Consider the following 21545-nt stretch of genomic DNA (forward strand, 5'->3'; position numbering starts at 1 on the left):
CCTATGAAAAAGTTAATCGCACTCACTCTACTATCTCTTATTGCTTCTTTAACAGTAAACGCTCAGGACATGGCGGTACCCGATTCCTTGAACGGATGGGAAATTGGATGGGTAGCCGGACTGAACGGTTCTCAGGCTTCATACTCAAATTGGTCTCAGGGTGGAATAAATAACGTTGCATTTACCGGAAATTCAGCATTTACTGCAACCTATAAAAAGCAGCGTTTTTCGTACATATTTGCACTAAACACCCGCTATGGTCAAACCAAGATTGAAAGTGAAGGTGTTCGAAAAACAGATGACCGCCTTTCAATCAAGAATCGGTTTCTATATGACCTTGGTGATGAAACAGACGGTGACTTCAAGTTATTTGGTAACATAAACTTCCGAACTCAGTTTGCGGAAGGGTTTGAATATGCAGAAGCACCGGATGAAAATGACATCCTGATTTCAAAATTTATGGCGCCGGGTTACCTCTCAGAAAATGCGGGTCTGGCCTATGTTCCTTCCGAGAATTTTTCCTTTGAGGCCGGTTTGGGACTTCAGCAAACGTTTGTCCGGGATGAGTCACTTTCCACACTTTACGGCCTGGATGTCGGTGAAACTTTCAAAAATGAAGCCGGTCTGACATTTGGAATTAACTATCAAAAAACGTTAGCCTCCAATCTCAGCTTGTCATCATCCGTGGAAACATTTACAAACATGAATAAGGCCGTAAGCAGCACAGACCTCATTGTAATCAATCAGATTACAGGAAAAATCAACGACTTCATGAACGCCTCGCTGCGACTCGATTTCATCTATGATGACGATTATTCCAAAGAGCTCCAGGTGGCTCAGGTACTGTCTTTGGGCGTATCATTCATTCTAATCTAAACCAGGATTTTGAACCAATTCGCTCCTTACATTCCGCTTCTAGAGCAAGCGCTGCGTAAACTGGACGCTTGGCGCTCTCAATATGGAGAGGATTCTTCGGACTCTTCGGCTAATTCCGGACAGATTGAAGATATTTTAGGCCGGCTTACCGAACATCTGGAGGGAAATTATCCTTTTCACCACCCTTCCTATGCGGGACAGATGCTCAAACCTCCGCACCCTGTGGCTTGGCTTGCCTATGCTCTTACAGCAACCATCAACCCGAACAACCACGCACTGGATGGCGGACCGCCAACCTCCGAAATGGAGAAAGAAGCCGTAAGAGAACTCGCTAAAATGGTGGGATATGGCGATACCTATTTAGGCCATCTGACTTCCGGCGGAACCATTGCCAATCTCGAAGCTCTTTTTGTGGCCAGGGAAATTCATCCGAAGAAATCAATTGCTGCCACGAGCAACGCACACTACACGCACAGTCGGATGTGCCATGTATTGAACACTAAATTTTTGGAAATTCCGGTAGACGTAAACGATATTCCCGATTTCAATTTTATTGAAAACCACGCAGAGGATATAGGCACAATCGTGGTTACAATGGGAACAACAGGTCTGGGAACAACCGAGCCTCTTTCTAAAATTCTCGACATCGCCGCAAAACACTCTATTCGGATTCATGTTGATGCAGCTTATGGCGGTTTTTTCTCGTTGATCAAAGAAGATCTACCCAAAAAAGAGGAGTGGGAGTTTTTGAGTGAGGCCGACAGTATTGTCATTGACCCACACAAACATGGACTGCAGCCTTATGGGTGCGGAAGTATTCTATACAAGGATCCCTCTGTGGGGAAATATTACAAACACGATTCACCCTACACCTACTTCACTTCAGAAGATCTTCACCTGGGAGAGATCAGCCTTGAGTGTTCACGAGCCGGAGCCTCTGCTGCAGCATTTTGGGCTACCCTGCAGATGCTGCCCCTAACTGAAACCGGTCTTGGAGCTGTACTTAAGAAAGCCCGGGAAGCCGCTGTTCAGTTCTCAATTCTTTTAAAGGAAAGCAGTTCTTTTCAGCTCTATCAGGAGCCCGACCTGGATATCGTTGGTTATTTTCGTATTCCCGAAAAAACCAATACGTCTGAAATTAATAAGCTGAGCCATTCTCTGTTTGAAAAAGGGATGAATCAGAAAAACCCGGCCGACAGTTATCACCTCAGCTTATACAAAATTCCCGCTGATCGGTTTATAGCCCGTTTTCCAAACTACCGGACGGATACGGATTATGTTCAAATACTGAGAAGTGTGTTTATGAAAGAGGAGCACGCTGGTTTTGTAAATGAATTAGCAGATCGTATTGGCATTTAACCCGTAATATTTACTTAAAAATTATGAATATTTTGGGTTAAAATTGACGCGCCACCACGGCCGGCTCCTTGTAAACTTTCTTACTCCCCGTCGATCCGTTATAAGCTTCAACATAGATAATATAAATTCCAATTCTGTTTCTCTGCCCATCATCAGTTCGCCCATCCCAAGTTAAAGATCCGTTTAATCCGGCAGCATGGCTATTTGCAAGATTTCGCACCAATCGACCGTATCGATCATAAATCCGCACCTTTAGCATGTAATTTGGATCCTCAAATTGATAGTTGATGACCAAGTTGTCGTCTACCCCGTCATCATCCGGCGAAAAGGGATTGGGAGAAAGCGTAACTCCCTCAGGACCATTCTCGATGCCCGTTTGCTGATGAAGGCTATTCCGGCCTAAAGGTGTTCCTCCAATGACAGATGCATGAGATCCCCAGTTTGATGAATCATTGGACTCAAAATCCGGATTGATTCGCTCCAGGGATACACCCTGTGTTGTAATCAGGTTTGGATTATGCCATTCCGGTTTATAGTCCACCCTGTCAATTGCCATTCCTGAACTGTCTGCTAAATACACCGCGCGGCCCGACAGCGTTAAACTCAAACCGGCACGATCTGCCCTCAACCCTAACCAGTCATCATCTTCAGAAAGACCAAAAGCAATTCCGGTTCGGCTTTCAAACAAAGAAACATTCTCTGGTTCAGGATAAAACAGCGCAAAACCGTTTGCCGGAATCCACCGCTGAGAGGATGAAACGGGATCTATTCTGGTGATGCTATTACTGTTGTCCGGTTCATCATGCAAAAATAAGCCCTTCCAGAGAAATTGCATAGGGCTGCTTGTTGTAAATCTCCAGATACTCTGATTGATCGGGCACTCCGTCTGTTCCACCCGATAGCGGATGATACATGATCTCGTTGATAACCAAATCGCCTTCTGAAACAGGCTGCGCAATATTTATTTCATCAGCTGTGGTGTTGCCTTTGAAATCTGTTAAATCCTCTATTTTTAAAATATTCTCCTCACCGGGGGAAATCTGCCCTGTATCAAGAATAATCCGGTTTGCTCTTCCCTCATCGTAATGAATCACGTCAGCTTCTTCCCCATTAACCAAAAACCGGGTTGATGACGACACCTGGGTAGAGGGAGAGCCTGAAAATTGCGCCTGTCCATTGTCGGTTAGATCCACAAATTTATTGAAAATAATTTCAAGTGAATCGGGGTGGCTCAGATTTGCAAACTGAACCTTTGGCGGAGTTAAATCCACCTCGTATCGGCTATTCTCTGCAGCCGGCGTGGAACCGCTCTCCGCAGCGCTATCCCTCCAGTTAAAAGGATCGATCGAAAGAGAAGCCGGGTCTCTTCTCTCCAGGGAAACACCGGGCGTATGACTTCCCCACTCCGGATTGTAGGCCAGGCTATCCATGGTGACCCCATCTTCGTTTCTGAACCCAACACTGCTCCCGGTATTGCTCAGTCCCGGAAAACCGGACAAATAAATAATTTGAGGCGATTGGTCTGCAAAATCCTGCTGGTCTGTAAACACCAGAAAACCGTTCTGCTTTAAAACACTGTTTTGTGGCAAAGTGGTACTGCCTGATCCGACACAAAACTGCCACCCACTTAAATCGATTGTTTTGTCCGTTCTGTTGAAAACCTCAACAAATTCAGGACTCCCCGCGCTTTCTCTCCGATATAGAATTTCATTGATCACTATATCGCCGGGTGATACTTCATCAAACTCCAGGAATTCCAGTGTTCTGGATGTTTGCAGCATCTGATTTCCAAAAAGGTCCGTCACGCCATCAACAGTGATCGTGTACTGTCTCCCATTCTGAAACTCCTGACGTAATTGAATGAATACCTCACTCCGGTCTGCAATAATTTCGAGGATACCGATCGCCGGGTTCAGATCGTAGTGGTTTTGCTCCACTGCGCTTTCCGGATCTACAGTTTTGTTGAACTGAAGTAGAAATCCGCGATTCTCGAAAAAGCTAACTGCATTTAGCTCGGGCCTGTCCGTATCGGGCTGAACCTGATTTTCTTCACCCGGTGTACCCAGCAAGACGGCAGGCGACTCTGCCCAGTTTTCGGAATAAACAGAACCCACTTTCCGGCTTTTCCGCTCCAGCGCAACTTCTCTTCCTCCCCAAACCGACGGTACGTATTCTAATGAATCTGCAAGCAGGCCTGAAGCATCAAATACACGAACCTGATCCGGCAGTGTTGATGTAAAACCCGGGAAATCATTCATTTCAACAGCATGAACTTCTCCAAAAATATTTTCCAGCGCACTAAAATTATCTGTCAAAACCAGGTAATCTCTCGGTCGAATAGTAGTGGGGCCGGTGGATATTACCCCTCCCGGATTTGTAGATATCTCCTTGCGCAGCAGTTTCCAGTTTCTCAGGTTTAAGTACTTGTCACTTCTGTTGAAAAGCTCCACATAGGCCGGATAACCGGTTGGAGGATTATACATAATTTCATTAACCACAATATCACCCGGAGTGTAGGTGTCGTAAATCGTAAAAGTAAACTCTTCACCGTCATCGATTGACCATCCCGGTAAACTCCGGATTTCTCCGGTTCGAACCGTTTTTTCTCCGGATTTCGGCTGCATATCAAACTGAAGCCGCACAATATTTGGATCGGCAAGAACAGCAGAGTCGGGTTCGCGCCCATCCAGTTCGAACTGCCCGGGATAGATATCATCAGGATTTATATCAGAGTTGAAAATGAGGAAAATATCCCTATTGGAACTCACCTGTATTCCGATGATGGTAAATGGATATTCACTGTCTACCAGATTTGCACTTCCGGGAGTGCCTAAAAGTTCGGCGGGACTTTCGGCCCAGTTCTCGCTATAGATTGAAGGATAGTCCGCGCGTCTTCGCTCCAGTGCCACTCCTGCTCCACCCCATTCAGAAATGGTGTACCTGAGCGAATCAACTGCTTCTCCCGAACTATTAAACAACCGGATCTCGTCGCCAACCTCTCTTCCAAAGTCAGGAAAAATAGACATCTCTATTTGGTTCATATCACCGTATATAAATTCAAGTGTGGCGGCATCAGGGGTAATTACTATGAACTCATTAGGCTGAAGAATGATCTCTTGGTTTGTAATCACTCCTCCAATATTTTCTGTCTCATCTCTACGGAATAACTGCCAACCCTGAAGATTCACAGCCTCTGTGCCGTTGTTATATAACTCCACATATGAAATAAATTCCGGTGGCGGATCCACCATAAACTCATTTATAACGACCGATGATTGCCCAAAGAGATGACTTCCCGGATAGGCTGTTAAACCGGTTAAACATAATAATCCAACGATCTTAGCTAGAATTGTCCCCATTTCAATTCCAATTTTCTCTCTGTTTTTACTGCAGTGTTTTCAATTTACATTTTGAAGAGGATCACTGCAAGAGAATCTATATTTTGAATCATTCAGAAATACAATACTTTAACTATCTGAAAATACGACCTGAATATTCCGGGCTTAATCAGTTTTACTATGAGCAAACGAATCCCTTTCCGAATAAAAAATTTGAATTACGGCTTGGCTGAAGCGCGTGGATTGCTTCATATTGGTGACGATGAACTTATCCTGGAGCTGGAGAGCCAGGACACCGTTGTTGGCCTCATCAAGTCCGAGCTGAAAGAGATTATAATTCCTTTCGAGGATGTGGAGGAGATAAATTATAAAGCGGGCTGGATTGGAGCCAAAATTGAACTTGTGGGAAAATCGATGAAAGTCATGAATGATCTCCCGGGGGCTGATCACGGCTCAGCCACTCTACACATTCGCAGAAGAGACAGGGACAAAGCCAAACGCGTTTTAAGCCACGCCCGGCTTGAACTTTCGGAGTTTAAACTCAAACAAATTGAAGGGTAAAATACCTTTACTTATTTGGCAAAGATCTGACTCTCATCTCTGAATGCCTTGAATTCCAGCGCATTTCCGCTTGGGTCAAGGAAAAACATTGTTGCCTGCTCACCGGGCTTTCCTTCAAAACGAACATAGGGCTCAATCACAAAGTCGATTTCATGCTGCTTTAACCGCTCGGCCAGCTCGTGAAATTCATCCCACTCTAATATTACACCAAAATGTTTGGCGGGCACGGCGTGTCCGTCCACTTCGTTTGAGGCCGATTTTCCCGCATCATCCGGGCTAACGTGAGCTACCACCTGATGCCCCCAAAAGTCAAAATCGATCCACTTTTCTGAGCTTCGACCTGTTTTACAGCCAAGGAGGTCTCTGTAAAAGGTCATTGTTTTTTCTAACTCTTTAACGGGAAAGGCAAGATGAAACCGCGGGATTTTTGAATCGGACATAATCTGTAAACTGGTTTAGTGAGTGATTAAAATTTTTACTAAATAACACGAGTTCGGGATAAGAATTTGTTAGAAAGTGTTCCTCCAACAGCTAGTGGAGGGCAATGAGGGCTGAACTATTGTGATATTAAAGCCAGATTTTAAATTTTTGCATCAAATCAACACTCAGCGGATCATCCCCCTTAGGCTCTTTCGAGTCTTCCCCCTTCCAAGGGGGACTTTTTTTATCGATTTTATGTTGAACTCAGGTCAAATATACTTTCAGAATCTTTGTAGAACAAAATCAGCAAGACCGGTTCCTTGTTCCTATTCAGACAAACCTTTACTCGACTCTATCCCGGAGATCATTCAGAAATTGTTCAATTCGTTTGGCATTCACACCCACATCACTCCGGCCAATTCTGGATTTGGAACGCATGTCCACGCGTGTTCCTTCCTCAGTTTCTGTAAACCTCAGCACCACATCGTCTTTAAATCCAAACCACGCCAGGTTTTCCGTTGCCTCTATTCTTCCTTCCTGACGATTGATAGCCACCAACTCCCATTCCCTGTCAACAATCAGCATCACCGCCTCATCCATTACACGCTGTACATTCTCGTTCAGCTGAAGCGGCTCAATTTCAGGATAAGCCTCTCGCTGTGCATTTGCAGTCTCTTCGCCGGAATATTCAGGAGGATTGGGTGCATCAGCCCGCAAGCGCACCATGGCAACAAACTCGGGAGGTGTTTGCAGATCGGTAGTAATATCATGAATAGCCGGAACCGATTGTGCTCTCTGCTGCCAGTAGAGAGCCGTACCGGAAGCAACGCCCGAAAGGATCAGAACTATAACTAAATAGGAAACAGCTCTAAATCCGGATTTCCGTAAAAACCAAAGTGACACTAAGCTAATCCAAAAAATTCCGATTGAGGTATAAGCACCATACCTCAGCAGAGTAAAACCGGTACCCAGATCCCAGATATTCCACTGATATCCATAACCGGACATTAAAAAGATTAAAGCCACAAAAAAGGTGAAATAGAGTAGGACTCGTGCAAATTTCATATGAATAGTATTTTTAGTTAATGGCTTTTGGGTTCATCATTAGAACCAATTGGATTTGATTAGCCTTCGTTCATAAATCGCCGTATTTTTAAAAGCTAATTAAATTTCATCATAAAACAAGTTTCATGGAAGGATCAGTACGCGTTCGTTTTGCACCATCACCCACAGGATTTTTACACATCGGTGGACTCCGGACAGCACTATATAACTATCTGTTTGCAAAATCCCACAATGGCGGGAAATTTATTTTAAGAATTGAGGATACCGATCAGAGCAGATATGTAGAGGGAGCAGAACAGGATATCATTGACTCACTGAAATGGTGCGGTATGGATATTGATGAAGGTCCCAACGAGGGAGGAGATTTCGGACCCTATCGCCAAAGTGAGAGAAAAGATATTTACCACAAATACGCGAAAGCAGCTTATTGAGGATGGCCAGGCCTACTACGCATTTGACACAACCGATGAGATCGAACAAATGCGTGAACGCCTCAAAAAATCGGGAAATCCTTCACCTAAATACGACTCTGTTACCCGTCAGTCGATGAAAAACAGCCTCACGCTTCCTCAGGATGAAGTGGAGAAAAAACTGGAAGCCGGTGATGAATATGTAGTTCGCCTGAAGGTACCGCGAAGAGAAACCATCCGTTTCGAAGATCTGATCCGCGGTCATGTCTCTTTCGAATCGAAAGGGCTGGACGATCAGGTTCTGTTGAAGTCTGACGGAATGCCAACCTACCACCTCGCTAATGTTGTAGACGATCACTTGATGAAAATCACTCACGTGGTTCGCGGTGAAGAGTGGCTCAGCAGTACACCAAAGCACATTCTGCTCTATCAGGCTTTCGGCTGGGAACCTCCTCAGATGGCCCATCTTCCGCTTATCATGTCGCCAAGTGGAGGGAAACTCTCCAAGCGAAAAGCGGAAGAAGAAGGAATTCCGGTAAATACTAAAGAGTATATCAAACAAAATTACGAGCCTGAAGCTCTGGTCAATTTCCTTGCGTACCTGGGCTGGAGTCCCGGAGACGACAGTGAAATACATTCACTGAATGAGCTCTGTCATCTCTTCACGCTGGACAGGGTTAGCAAAGGCGGCGCGGTTTTCAACCACAAAAAATTACTGTGGTATAATGAGCACTATCTGAGAGAACAAACGGACAAAGCCATTGCCGAAAGATTACGTCCTATTGCAAAAGCCAAAGGTGTTGAATTTCCGGATAAGGAATACCTCCAGAAAGCAATCTCGCTTTTGAAAGACCGTGTCAGTAAAATTGATGAGCTTCTGGATATGGGAAGTTTCTTTTTCGAAGATCCTGAAGAGTATGACGAAAAAGCTCTCAAAAAGTGGAAAGCCGACAGTTCTGATCTGGTTAAACAATACAGAGAGAAAATTAACGGGCTTGAGGGAGATGACTTTGAGGCTGCCCGGCTCAAAAGTCAATTGGAAGATGTAATTGAAGCTAATGATGTAGGTTTCGGTAAACTGATGATGCCCCTGCGTATCGCGGTAACCGGCCAGGGTTTTGGTCCCGATCTTTTTGCCTCAATGCAGCTTCTTGGAAAAGAAACGGTTCTCAAAAGAATCGATACGGCCCTTGAAAAGCTTGGATAAAGCATAAAATCAACTCGGAATTTTTAGAAGCCTGTTTTGCTGACGAATTGAGCATGACAGGCTTTTTTCTTTGGGAGTATCCTTTCCCAGCTCGAAAATTTGCTGAAACCTGTTATCTTATCTAAAATAGTACAATAACAATCGGAGACATATGAAAACCTTTCTCAAGATCCTCGCAGGCTTCATCATCCTGCTCACCATCGTGATTGTAGCGCTTAATATCTACTTTACGGATGACCGCCTGAAGAGTATGATTCTTCCTGAAGTTAAAGCCATGACCGGGAGTGATGTTCAGGTTGAAAACATGTCGCTCACCTTTTTTCGCACCTTCCCGCAATTTGGTGTTGAACTGGAAAATTTCCTGCTCCCAACTCCCGAAGGCGATACGCTGGCCACAGTCGACAATCTTCTTGTAGGCGTTGAACTTTTCCCGCTGTTCAGAAGTGAACTTTCTATTTCCAAGCTGACGATTAACAGCCCATCTATCTCGTATCATATCTACGAAGATTCCACATCAAATATAGATTTTCTGCTCGCATTAGCTAACGAAGAGCCTGCCGAAGCCGGCGAAGAGGAAGGCACTGCCATTGATATCTCACAGTTTACAATTCAGAATGCAGAACTTATCTACAGAGATGAAACCACTCGATCTTTGATCAACTTATCTGATCTTGACGCTGATATCTCCCTGCGCTTTGCTGATTTAATTGAAAGCACTGTCGATGCACAGCTCGGCTCACTGAGTGCCACAATTGACGAGACCAATTACGTGAGCAACTTATCGCTCAGTCTTAATCAAACGTCCACCGTTGATCTGGAAAATGAAATTCTGACGCTTTCTGAGGGCGTTTTCTCCATTCGCGGCCTGGCACTCAACCTCACCGGTAACATATCAAATTGGAGCGCTGAGGCTCCTTCTCTTGATCTTCAGTTCTCCTCCAGCTCCGATAATTTTGGAGAACTTCTACGTCTTGCGCCGCCCGAATATGATGATGTTCTGGCCGGCCTCGAAACCCGCGGCTCCATGCAGCTGGAAGGATCCGTTTCCGGACAAATTACAGAAGAGGATTTGCCGAGTTTTGACCTCGTGGTTGATGTTGCAAACGGGTTCGTTCAAAACCCGGATCTTCCTGACGCAATCGAAGATATAATCCTTCAGGTTGAAATTAATAATGAGCTGGCCACCATACGTGAATTCCGTGCCCGCGCCGGCGACAACACAATTACTGCAAACGGAACAATTGAGCGCCCGCTGGATGATGATGGCGTCTTTTCCGTTGAACTGGACGGTGATGTGGATCTGGGCACCCTCAGTCGATTCTACCCTATTGAGGAGTTTGGTGTTGAAGAGCTTGCCGGAATACTGGAGGCCAATGCCAACGCAAACGGTCGGCTGGATCAACCCGAAGAGGCTACATTTTCAGGAATATTCAAACTTACTGAAGGCAGACTTAAATATGCGGATGTACCTCGGCCTATTGAAAATATTGAAGCAGACATCGAGGCGAATCAAGATCGAATTACCATAAACCGTTCAGGTTTAAGAGCCGCTTCCAATCAATTTACGATGAATGGTTCTGTATTGAACCCACTCAATGAAGACACCCGTTCAGTTGATCTGTCAGCCAATTTGAACTTCGACCTGGCCTCCATCAAAGAGTTCTACCCCATTGATGAAGACACCTTGATGATGCGAGGACAGTTGGATGCCATGGTTCGCTTGCAGGGAAAGCCCGATCCGGATCGCATGGAAGCACTGCTCCAAAGAAGTACTTTTGAGTTGCAAAACGGCTACATTTCTCACAGAACAGTTGCCCGTCCTCTGGAAGATATTACATTTGTAGCCGAGGCAACAGGAACACGGCTCATTATCAGTAACGCACGATTCAGAACAGGTGACAACGCCCTCGCTATGACAGGAAGTGTCAGTAACTATTTAAGCGAAGATCCCAGTATTGATTTAACATTTGATGGGAATGCTATTTTTTCCGACATCTCCACGTATTACACTCTGGAACCCTGGATTCAGGAACTGACCGGAAATGCAGTCATGAATTTGAATGCCAAAGGTCCGGTGGGTGATCCGACTCAGATAGCACTAAACGGTTCGCTCGAGGTAAGCAATGTAAATGCTGCCGGAGATTCTATTCCATTGCCTGTAACTGACCTTAACGGAATATTGAATGTATCTCCCGATATGATGTCTTTAGAGCAGTTCTCCATGAATTACGGCTCTTCGGATTTTGACCTGGAAGGCTCTCTTCGCAAATATCTTGGATTCCTTGAAGAGAACCATAATTCGGAGGCCACCATGCCTAACATGACCGGAAACTACCACAGCCGGTTTCTTGACATGGATGAGATGATAGATTGGGAGGAGGAAACAGACGAAGAACCCTTGCCGATTAATCTCCCAAATCTGACGGCAGATGTAACGGCCCGTATCGATAGTCTTGTCATTTTTGGATTACCGATTACAGAAATCACCGGCTCAGGCCGCATGAACCCCAATGAGCTGGTTCTGGATGAAGCAGATGCCAAAATGTTTGAAGGCACAGCTACCGGTACAATGATCTGGAAAGTTCCGGAGCCGCTTCGAACCAACATCCGTTTTCAGGGTTCGCTCAATGAATTGCGTGCCAAAGCATTTTTCCGTGATACCGGTTTTATGGGAAGCGATGGTCGCTTTCACCAATACATCAGCGGATTGTTCAGCTCAGAGTTCGACTACTACACCGAGCTGGATGAAACGGCTGCACCCGACATCACCACAACAGATGCCACGGGTACTTTTGGAATAGCAGAGGGACGCATTGAAGGGCATCCCATTCAAGAGCGGCTTGCTCAGTTCCTGAGAGCGGATGAACTCCAAAGAATGAACCTGGACGAATTTACAGCAACATTTGCCCTAAAAGACACTGTAATGACCCTGGAAGATTTCAGGCTTACAAGTGACAACATCGGGATGGAACTGCAGGGAACACAGCACATGATTTCCGATGTAATCAATTATAAGGCCACACTGTTTCTGCCCGAAAGGTTTAAACGCGGTATCGCAACAGTTATATCTAACGAGGCAGCCGACGCACTTCAGCGGGAAGATGGAACAATGGCAGTTCCTATTCTTATTACGGGCACATCTGAGGATCCCCAGGTCAGACCGGATACAACTGTTATTCAGCAGATTATTCAGGAACGCTTACGAGAAGGTGCCGGGGATGTACTTCGCAGAATATTTGGCGGTAATTAGTGATAAGTTGGCAGACAAAATCTAAATGCAGCTTCCATCACTCTTTTGTATTTTGGACGGCGTTACTTGAATTAAAATCATCCTATGAACAACAGTAATCATATTGTCTGGGATTTTGACCCCGTATTGGTCAACATTCCCGAAATCACTTTTCCAATTCCAATCTCAATCTGGGGACTTGTAATTGCAGCAGCTCTGATCTATTTCGGCTGGGGCAAAATCAAGCCTCCTGCTCAAAATGGGAAGCCGGCTCCCGAACCGGCCGGATGGAAAGCAGCAAGCCTAATTATTGGTGCGTTTATTCTCGGTCAGCTCCCCTTTCTGTTTATAGATTCCCCAACGATCAGTTCATTCGGTCCCTTGCAGCCTCGCTGGTATGGATTGATGTTTGCTACGGCGTTTATGTCAGGTTATTTCATTGGGCTAAAAATGTATAAAGATGCGGGGCGCAGCCAGGAAGAGCTCGACAGACTCCTTATTTACGTAATTGTAGCAACAGTAATCGGTGCACGACTGGGACACGTATTCTTCTATAATCCTGAGTATTTCCTCAGGAATATCCACCTGATTCCCCAGGTCTGGACCGGCGGCCTTGCAAGTCACGGAGCCGCGATTGGAATCATTATTGCAATGTATCTCTATGCCAAACGAACAGCCAACACCTCCTTTATGTGGGTAGCAGACAGGGTTGTTCCGGGAGTTGCAATCGGCGGGATGTTTATTCGTATTGGCAACTTTTTCAACTCTGAAATTATCGGTAACCCAACCGATCTTCCCTGGGGTATTGTTTTTAAGAATTCCGTTTATCTAAATGAAGCGGAGAGAATGATACCACGTCATCCTTCCATGCTTTATGAATCCATTCTCTGTGTGATTGTTTTTGCAATACTCTGGGTCATTTATAAGAAATACAAAACCAGCCCGCCGGAAGGATCACTTTTTGGTACATTTCTGGTTACTCTTTTCACAGGACGTATTTTAGTTGAATTCACAAAGACAACTCAGGCTGATTTTCTGGCTAATGCTGCATTCGACATGGGACAGCTACTCAGTGTCCCGTTTGTACTGATCGGAATCTGGATACTATGGAAAAAAGTGAAGTGGTAAATTAATTATCAAATTAAAATGGAGTGTCGGGATAAGCCTGGCACTCCTTTTTTTAATCCGTGGGTGTGAATTACCAGATGTAACCAGTTTTTATCTTAAAAAACAGGCTATAGGCTGAAAGTTCGATCGCCTAACAAAGATACAGAACCATCATCTTTATTTTGAGTTAGCATGATTTAGCTCCAAAGGAGCGCCGGTCAGTAACATCGTGCAGCGCGCGATGATAGCCAATCAACCCATTCGGCAGCCCCAACGTGGGCGCCGGTCCAATAAGCTATTGTACAGGAATGCATTGCAGGTCTTTACATAGCCCGCTGATAGTTTTATAAAAATCGTTTTCGATCGTTTCAGCGATCCGGTTTTTTCTGTGTTTTGTACTGATTATGATATGCGTGTATACTTTAGACAGAAATTGTGGCATTGATTTATTTTGCCTGGCTTACGCCCTTACAGGGCTTTCATTTTGGGGAGATACACCCTACATAGCGCGATGCACTATGTTATTGACATTGCCCACTTTGGGGCAAGCACGTTCGTTGATGTGAAACATCAAATATGTTACTACTGCCATCTAAAGCGCGCAGGTTAACCATTGTACATTATTGTGGTAATATTTTCATTACCTACACGAATCAACATAGAGCCAAACCAGTAAACTCTCCGTATCAGTAAATACTTTTTTCAACGTAATCAGAAAAGATTACAAATAGAGCTCATATTTCTTAGAAATAAAACTGAAGGTTCCCTGAAATACCGGCCTGATTGTCGACTCCATCATTAAACTGAAGCAGACCATTTACCTGAAAACTGACCAGCTGGGTTGCCTGATAATTCCATCCAAGAACTACACGGTTTGAATCAGTACCCGTGAGATCGTAAGACAGGTGATCCCATCTGGCAAGTAACTGAGTTTGATCTGTAAGATTATTTCCAACAGTTGTGTAAAACCCGGTAATCGTTTCGTCCAGTCCACTTCCTGCCAACTCAAAATCAGTCTGGAGAAATTCGACTGTCCCAAAAAATGTGTCACTGTCGTATTTCACAAACGCTCCGTAAATCGTGCGATCACCGGCAGAAGTTAACCCGGTGTTGCCAACTGATTCTCCTTCAGAAGTATTAACGGCTCCGTTCAAGCCGAAGTCTACCGTGCCATTATCTTCCAGATTTACCTGATAGCCGAATCGTGCGGTGTAGAGAAAACGGTTGTCGTCGTTTCCAAGCTGTCGCCCGTTTCCATTATATATTCCAAAGCGATAGTTGAAACCTTCCGTTTCTCCCAAAGCCGTAACTCCCAATTCCCGGGAATTCAACATCGATCCGACCAGGCGTGCACGATTAATAAAATCGGTAGCAGCGGGACTCGGATCCAGGTCAGCACTCAAAAACGGCTTAAACATTCCGGTTACAACCCTGAACCGGTCTGAAAACCGGTAGCCCACCTGTGCATCCATTACACTCATAGAACGGCGGAAGTCGAGTTGCATCCTGTAAACAAAATTACTGGGCAACTGCCCTTTGAAGTCCAGCCGGGTAGCTCCCAATTCAAACTGACGTCCTCCATTGAAATTATCGTCATCCAAAGAAAGTACTCCGACAGATTGAAGCAGAAGTCCTACATTAAACTCCTCCGATTTAAACCGGTCTTTTAAATCATCTACGGTATCCGAACTTGTCTGGCCGAAAGCCAGTGAGAGAGGCATTAATAAAACAGCAATAAATAGCGGTAACTTTTTCATAGAATCTTCTTTTTAATTTTCTTAGTGATTAGCACTTATCGGCTGATCTCACAAATTTCTTAAATCCTGCAAATCTCCACTTTTTCGCTGTGGCGTATAGGTTGATCCGGTTTAACTGTTCCCTTCAGAAACTGACCGATAGTTTCTTTAGAAATAGAACTGGAAATTACCCGAAACTCCGGCCTGGTTATCCGAAACCTCATTTATCTGATAGAGCCCATTCACTTGAATGCTCACCAGTTCAGTAAGCTGGCGATTCCAACCCAACACAATCCGATCTGAATCCTCATTTCCCGAAACATCGAACGAAAGGTGATCCCATCGAATCAAAAAATCATTTTCCTCATTAGCGTGATAGCCAACGGTTCCGTAAGACCCGGTAATTTTTTCTTCTAACGTTGTATTGGCCAAATCAAATTGGCTTTGAAGAAATTCAGCAGTTCCAAAAAAGGTCTCACCGCTGTATTTAAAATAGGCGCCATAAATAGACCTGTCACCGGCCGATACTAAACCTGTGTTACCAACAGATTCTGCCCGGGTCCGGTTCAGTGAAGCATTCAAACCAATATTGAAATCACCTGTTTTATATCCGATTCTCCCCGTATAGAGAAATCTATTATCGTTGGCCCGGCTGTAACCGGTGCCGTTGTAAATTCCCGCACGGTAGTAAAATTCGTCAATATCGCCCAGAAAAGTCAAACCTGTCTCTCTTGAATTGACCATCGCTCCAACCAGTCTGGCGCGATTGATCATATCTGTTTTGGCCGGACTCGGATCCAGCTCCAAGACCATAAAAGGCTTCTTTTCACCGGCAATCAACCGGAATTTTTCTGAAAATCGATAACCGACAAATGCATCTATTACGGATGGTGTGCGGGTAAGCTGTAACTGAAGCCGGTACATAAAATTATTTTGCAGAGATCCCTTGAAATCCAGCAGCGGAACCCCTATCCCAAATTCTCGTCCACCGTTGAAATCATCATCCTGAAAAGAGAATGCTGCCGTGGATTGTAAGAGCATTATTACAGTTAACTCCTCTGTCTTGAAGTAACTGCGACAAATGGTAAGCGTAACCGCGTTTTTAGTTTAGATGGTTGTGGCGTGCTACCTATGGTTAGTAGTGAGTGTTGATTGATTGTGCTCTTGCATGCTTACGTATTCGAAGCGGTACACATCGCCAAATCCCGGCGCACGCCATATGAAGTCAATCTCATCATTGAGTTTGAATGTCATACTCTTTGGCACGTTAAGATCGAATATATAGTTCTTTTACCTGAAAAATTCGTACCTATCCTTTGAGCCAATGCCTGATACTTCTTATTCGATCCTGTTCCCCATCCATCGCGCGTATCTTTCCATGTACCGGCATAAATGTACTGCATGTCTGATATAGGATAGCCTAAACGCTGATCGGTCAGGCCTGAGCTGACTCACTGTTCGAGAGCCTGACACTTCCATTGTCTTCTCTTCTATCACATCAGCAGCATCCTGTATAGTTATATTTGCATTAAGCCACCCTGGAAGATCAATCAAGCCACCTGCATTGTCAAGCTCAATCTCATAGTAGATGTCCAGTAAAATATTTAGTTGATGCTGAAGGGTTACCGTTCGTATAAAATCAATGTCTACCTGCTCTTCAAGTTCAGGGTACTCTTGAGTGTACTCTAAATAGCCATGATGGCCAATCTCAAAATCATTGGTGTTCTCATTAAAGCCATATTCATCCTGATCTCTATACCCTCTGATACGCGCATAGCGAATAGTATGTAGACCTGCGGCCTGATCTTCTCAAACTTCATACTGCTACAACGGATATCAATATCAACGTCTGTGAAGCCTTTATTAACTCGTGGACTATCTGACTCACTATTTTGCCGTGTGTCTTCGCGCGGCTTGATACCCACCTGAGTCATAATTGGCCGTTCGAAACGGGTGGGGTCTTCAAACTCCCATTCCAAAGGATAGATGTCACTGTAGACCACTGATTAAACTCCGGATTCAAGATGGCATCGTTATCTCTTACCTGTTCCTATGCACTTTCTGCGTTCCTTACCAACTTGGTCCTTAAATAAGTAGGCTCATTACTGTTCTGTTTTCTGAGATCAGAGTAGCTCAGGGTACTGCTAAAATCAACTGTTTCAAGTCCTGTATTCAAATCAAAAACTTGAGTGATGCCCACTCTTCTGGCATGTGTTGACAATAGCCACCAAACGCCGTTCTGCTGAAAGATCGTAACCCCGTAAGTCATCAGCAAGCTGCAGAAGGTACTCATAGTAGTTCATCTGACCGGCCCTTCATTAATGCAGCAACCTTAAATCGTGTGTTACCAATTCTCTCCGGACCCGCGCCCACGTACCGCTATGGAAATAAATGCTACAGCAGGAATTTGAACGGTCATAGATCCGTTGGCATTTGGTCGAACACATCATTGAGTGCATTGAAGATCGTCGCTCTATGGCCAAACTGTGGAGCCGATTTTGTGACGGTTCAACATTTCAGACCATCATTGCAAACCAGGTTAATAAGTGAGGTGGTGTTTCTGACGGTACATTTTTGTTCTGAATGTCTGCGATGCCGCTTAGAATAAGCTGTGAGTCTTTTTCAACCTCGGCATATATGGTTCGATCCGTGTTGCTGTAGTACTCACCGATCTCATTTGATTTGTCAATGAGCGAATATCAATTTCACTTTGCAAGTGGCCGCGCAGGATCTTACGGCTGCTCTCCTGATACCTCCACAACATCTTTAATGGTCAAGTCCATAGAGATGCCCGTATCACTAACATCCTCTAAGAACAAGGTTACGGCATAGCCGCCCTTTGCACCTCATATGCGATTTTATTTAGCCACCTCTCAAGTCCTCCTGCTTAAAACGCCACGCTTCGTAGGCGTCATTAAATTCACTACATCGATAGCCACTCGCCGTTCTACATTCTCAAGCCGGCGTGTTTGATTCTCAATAGCCTCAACCATATCTGAATTGTTAATACCTCCCGATCTCGTAGCCACAGCTCTATCCACAGCGTTCAGATTAAACGAAGGCTCCTGCATTCCGTCTACAAATCGGCCGAACAGCACCGGCCACTGCAGGCGATTCGGTCCACCTTGTCCATTCGGGATGTTCCCATTGCGCGGGTGGATCGCTCATTCAGCATATACTCCCCGCGGCTGCCTTCTCATCAGTACAGAAGAATCTGATCGTCCTGTTCCGGGCCCATAATCAGTCCACCGTCTGCAAACTCCGGACGAGCACTTCGTAATCGCTCTTGCCGCACCTGCCGCCGCAGCCGCAGCCAGCATATGTTTGCTAGGGAAAGGGACTCTCTCCATCACGGATCGGATGGCCAGTGCTAACTAACTTCGGCCATGATGGCGTCGATCGCTGCATTGGCTGCTTCACCGGCTGAATCGGCCCGCATGATGGATGCACTTACAATCCTGCAGGGCGGCATCTTCATATTCTTTAGCTGAATCACTCGTAGGCCTCGCCTTTTTCAGCCTCAGCCTTACGAGTCTCAGCTTTATCTTCATCAATGCGCTCCATTCTTTCTTGATGAAGCTCTCTTTCGCGCTGTGCAGTCTCCTCCTGTAATCGGGCAACTTCTTCATCCAGAGTCAGCTCTTCAATTTGAATGGTAGAGTAATACTCTTTTTCTCCAATAACTGCTCAAGGCGTTCAATCTCTGCAGTTAACTGATGTAAACGAAAGCTATCCTGAGTATTAAGTTCCTCCTGGCTTAAGAGTTCATCATACTCATTTTTTAATTCTTTTATTTGTGCACTTAGACTTTTAACTGACTCTTCTTCTTCCTGATTAAACTCCAATTTTTTTAGTCTGCTCAGTAGTACTATCACTGGTGCTTTGATTATAATCTTCAATAATTCGGGTGGCCTCTTCATAGTTTTCAGTAAGACCCCTTAATTGAATTGATGCTCTGTTATACTCTACAGTACCTTTTTCGTGTTGATCCCGAGATTCAATTAATGCTTGAATTTGTGTGTCAAGTGAATCTCTAAATGTTCTAATATTATCAATGGATCTATTTAGAGCTCTGTTGTAAGATTCACGTGCAGCTATATCAAGCTCTTATTCCTTAATTTCTCACTATAAAAATCGAGATCGGTTTTTTGTAGGTGAATCCATTCACTTAATTCTGTATTTGAATCCTCTAAAGATTCGATAAAATCACGTGTTGCTTTTGTTGATTCAGTTATACCAAGAAAAATTTGTTATAGCTGCAGGAATCTTAAAGAACCTTTCATATAAGGTTTGAACGGAACCGGATAATTTCATTACATCGATTCAGTTCCCACAAAGTCATTAATCCCACTATCGCATCACTGCTGGCTTCTGTAAATTCGGTTAAGGTTCAGCACCAACCACCATAGCTCCATTTGTCTCTTGAAATGCGGTGATTAATTCATTTGTAATTGCTTCGCTAAGTCTTTTAGTGGCGCCTTCATATGTTTGCATTCTTACTTCTGCCTGTCATCACCACATCGGACCCGGTTACTTTGTCCGTCATCGTAGCAACGGGCAAATCGGCACTGTCGATCAATATTCTGGCCGTGCTGGCTGCCTCTTTGAATACATCTACAAGGGCGTTAAGATCATCCAGGAGAGGGCGGAGCTTATCAAGAGTAACATTCCATGCATCCTGCTTTACGTTCACCTCTTCAAGTCCATACTTTGCAAGGCGATCAGCCCTGGTTTCCAAACGTGTAAAAATGTTTCCGCAGCTGTGTACCGGCCCGCGATCCGGTAATAGCGTCCCCTAGCTGAGTACCGAGCAGAGGCGTTTAGTTCTTCAAAGGATCGGTTGGTCGAAGCCGCAGCTGTACCGGCCTCACGATAGACGGCTGACTGATCTGAAGCTCGGCAGCACCAAACTTGGAACCGGCAGCAATGGAGTTAATCAGGCGATACGCCTCATCAGCCTCCATGTTAAACTGGTTCATGGCCGTGGTGAGCACTTCTACGTAGGCAGATCCACACCGGCTGCGGTCGAAGAATCACCGCTTCTTTATGATTTTCTGAAGCTGGGCAATACCTTCATGAGTACCGAAGTCAATCTTTTCAGCCAGCTGAGAGGCGACCAGCTTATTCGCTTGAATAACATCATTGTGGCTGTACCGTACTGCTGGATGTTCCAGCCTGTGCATCCAAGATCATCAAGGTCGGCGCCTGTTATACCGGTGATGGCAGAGAGCTCGGCAAGGGATGATTCAAACTCCTGGCCGCGCTCCATCATACGGTTAAAGCCGCTGCGGATCACCTGTAGCACCTACAACCAGCCCGGCCAGACCCGCAACGCCTATAAACTTCTTCGCTATGAGAATATATTTTTAAAATAGGAGCTGGTGCGTTTACCTGGTCTGCTCGGCCTGCTTGCCCATATTGCCCATGGAGGAGTTAAACTCCTTCATTTCGCGCTGGCCTTCAGCCGTGGCGACGAGAACTCTTACGCGGATGTCATTACTCATAGTCAGACCAGTTTGTGAATAGCGAACTGTGCGATTTCAGTGTGTGTGCGGCGGTGCAGGTCTGATGCGGCTTGTGGTGTGGGCTGATACCCGGTGTATCAAATCAACCCAGTGGTTCTGATGATGGCGAATGTGGCCGAGAGCGCCTTCGCGGGCACGGTCGGCATCGCTCATCTTACGTTTGGGCACTAAGTCAAAGCGGTCGAGGGCTTTCATTATCTCATGGGCAGCCCCCCGATTGGCGGCTACCCGTTGAAAAATTCTTGAGGCCGTGTCGACCTCCTGTAAAAGTTTATATCCTCCGGGTCGATGTCGTCCGGGAAATCCACAAAGAAGCTTTGGCCATTTCATGCCAGTACTGATCCGGGCTGATCTGCTCTACATGCTTTGGCTTACCAAAACGCTCAATCATTTGGTCCATTTCCTTAGCAAGCTGTTTCGGTTTTATCCTTTAGCCGTTCAGACATCTTACGCAGAGCATCCAGTCCAATGCGCGGCTCATTACTCTAACTCCGGAATGCGGTCCTCGTAGTTCCAATTCTCAATATCACAAAGGCCTTTCCGCTCCTCCAGCGAAACACCAGGATAGGCAACCATAATTTCATGAATCCGCTTCTCCGCCGCGCGGGTCGTCGGGGCAAGAGTTACTTCCTTAGCTTCTGGGTGTGGGGTGTAGGTTTTCATTTATTTTATGGTTTTAGATTTGGTTTAGATTCGATGATAACGAGGTGTT

19 protein-coding genes and 1 pseudogene are annotated in these 21545 nt (G+C 45.2%); 6 read left to right on the top strand and 14 right to left on the bottom strand.

What is annotated here, in order from left to right:
• Nucleotides 1-3: 3 nt before the first annotated feature.
• Nucleotides 4-876, top strand: a complete 873-nt coding sequence (locus U5K35_RS18210) for a DUF3078 domain-containing protein (protein ID WP_322572947.1) — start codon at nt 4-6, stop codon at nt 874-876.
• Between the two features lie 9 nt (nt 877-885).
• Entirely contained in the window at nt 886-2235 is a 1350-nt protein-coding gene (locus U5K35_RS18215; protein ID WP_322572948.1) for a pyridoxal phosphate-dependent decarboxylase family protein, read from the top strand.
• A gap of 37 nt (nt 2236-2272) precedes the next feature.
• Here U5K35_RS18215 and U5K35_RS18220 read toward each other — a convergent pair whose 3' ends face one another.
• Both U5K35_RS18220 and U5K35_RS18225 read right to left on the bottom strand, forming a co-directional pair.
• Nucleotides 2273-3070 (bottom strand): gliding motility-associated C-terminal domain-containing protein, encoded by a 798-nt coding sequence (locus tag U5K35_RS18220; RefSeq protein WP_322572949.1) that lies wholly within the window; start codon nt 3068-3070, stop codon nt 2273-2275.
• Nucleotides 3036-5594: a lamin tail domain-containing protein gene (locus U5K35_RS18225; protein ID WP_322572950.1), complete on the bottom strand. Its 2559-nt coding sequence runs from the start codon at nt 5592-5594 to the stop codon at nt 3036-3038. The genes U5K35_RS18220 and U5K35_RS18225 overlap by 35 nt, the downstream gene beginning before the upstream one ends.
• A 159-nt stretch (nt 5595-5753) precedes the next feature.
• Between U5K35_RS18225 and U5K35_RS18230 the strand changes: the two genes are divergently transcribed.
• Complete coding sequence (locus U5K35_RS18230; RefSeq protein WP_322572951.1) at nt 5754-6134, top strand: hypothetical protein; 381 nt, start codon at nt 5754-5756, stop codon at nt 6132-6134.
• Between the two features lie 11 nt (nt 6135-6145).
• On the opposite strand, the gene U5K35_RS18235 is transcribed toward U5K35_RS18230, so the two are convergent.
• A complete protein-coding gene (locus tag U5K35_RS18235; RefSeq protein ID WP_322572952.1) occupies nt 6146-6574 on the bottom strand; it encodes a VOC family protein in 429 nt (142 codons plus the stop codon).
• 322 nt (nt 6575-6896) lie between these two features.
• Nucleotides 6897-7619 (bottom strand): DUF1499 domain-containing protein, encoded by a 723-nt coding sequence (locus U5K35_RS18240; RefSeq protein ID WP_322572953.1) that lies wholly within the window; start codon nt 7617-7619, stop codon nt 6897-6899.
• 125 nt (nt 7620-7744) lie between these two features.
• Here U5K35_RS18240 and gltX point away from each other — a divergent pair.
• The 3 genes and pseudogenes from gltX (at nt 7745) to lgt (ending at nt 13593) form a co-directional block, all read left to right on the top strand.
• Nucleotides 7745-9236 (top strand): annotated as a pseudogene (gene gltX, locus U5K35_RS18250) (glutamate--tRNA ligase).
• Nucleotides 9237-9387: 151 nt separating this feature from the next.
• Nucleotides 9388-12486, top strand: a complete 3099-nt coding sequence (locus U5K35_RS18255) for an AsmA-like C-terminal region-containing protein (RefSeq protein WP_322572956.1) — start codon at nt 9388-9390, stop codon at nt 12484-12486.
• An 84-nt stretch (nt 12487-12570) separates the two neighbouring features.
• Nucleotides 12571-13593 carry a prolipoprotein diacylglyceryl transferase gene (gene lgt, locus U5K35_RS18260; RefSeq protein WP_322572957.1) on the top strand — a complete coding sequence of 341 codons (1023 nt, stop codon included), beginning with the start codon at nt 12571-12573 and terminating at the stop codon, nt 13591-13593.
• A gap of 722 nt (nt 13594-14315) precedes the next feature.
• Here the strand turns inward: lgt and U5K35_RS18265 are convergent.
• The 10 genes from U5K35_RS18265 to U5K35_RS18310 form a co-directional block, all read right to left on the bottom strand.
• The gene (locus tag U5K35_RS18265; RefSeq protein ID WP_322572958.1) at nt 14316-15329 is read right to left on the bottom strand and encodes a porin; all 1014 of its coding nucleotides are present in this window, start codon (nt 15327-15329) and stop codon (nt 14316-14318) included.
• Nucleotides 15330-15476: 147 nt separating this feature from the next.
• On the bottom strand, nt 15477-16349 hold the full coding sequence (locus U5K35_RS18270; protein WP_322572959.1) for a porin: 873 nt from the start codon (nt 16347-16349) through the stop codon (nt 15477-15479).
• Between the two features lie 644 nt (nt 16350-16993).
• Nucleotides 16994-17311 carry a hypothetical protein gene (locus tag U5K35_RS18275; RefSeq protein WP_322572960.1) on the bottom strand — a complete coding sequence of 106 codons (318 nt, stop codon included), beginning with the start codon at nt 17309-17311 and terminating at the stop codon, nt 16994-16996.
• A 47-nt stretch (nt 17312-17358) separates the two neighbouring features.
• Nucleotides 17359-17601, bottom strand: a complete 243-nt coding sequence (locus U5K35_RS18280; protein ID WP_322572961.1) for a hypothetical protein — start codon at nt 17599-17601, stop codon at nt 17359-17361.
• A gap of 580 nt (nt 17602-18181) precedes the next feature.
• Nucleotides 18182-18406 (bottom strand): hypothetical protein, encoded by a 225-nt coding sequence (locus tag U5K35_RS18285; protein ID WP_322572962.1) that lies wholly within the window; start codon nt 18404-18406, stop codon nt 18182-18184.
• A 537-nt stretch (nt 18407-18943) separates the two neighbouring features.
• Nucleotides 18944-19183, bottom strand: a complete 240-nt coding sequence (locus U5K35_RS18290) for a hypothetical protein (RefSeq protein ID WP_322572963.1) — start codon at nt 19181-19183, stop codon at nt 18944-18946.
• Nucleotides 19184-19788: 605 nt separating this feature from the next.
• On the bottom strand, nt 19789-20046 hold the full coding sequence (locus U5K35_RS18295; protein WP_322572964.1) for a hypothetical protein: 258 nt from the start codon (nt 20044-20046) through the stop codon (nt 19789-19791).
• An 82-nt stretch (nt 20047-20128) separates the two neighbouring features.
• Complete coding sequence (locus tag U5K35_RS18300; protein ID WP_322572965.1) at nt 20129-20287, bottom strand: hypothetical protein; 159 nt, start codon at nt 20285-20287, stop codon at nt 20129-20131.
• Nucleotides 20288-20352: 65 nt separating this feature from the next.
• Nucleotides 20353-20580 (bottom strand): hypothetical protein, encoded by a 228-nt coding sequence (locus U5K35_RS18305; protein WP_322572966.1) that lies wholly within the window; start codon nt 20578-20580, stop codon nt 20353-20355.
• Between the two features lie 733 nt (nt 20581-21313).
• Nucleotides 21314-21496: a hypothetical protein gene (locus U5K35_RS18310; protein ID WP_322572967.1), complete on the bottom strand. Its 183-nt coding sequence runs from the start codon at nt 21494-21496 to the stop codon at nt 21314-21316.
• Between the last annotated feature and the right edge of the window lie 49 nt (nt 21497-21545).

The organism is Rhodohalobacter sp., from assembly GCF_034521535.1.
GTDB lineage: Bacteria > Bacteroidota > Rhodothermia > Balneolales > Balneolaceae > Rhodohalobacter.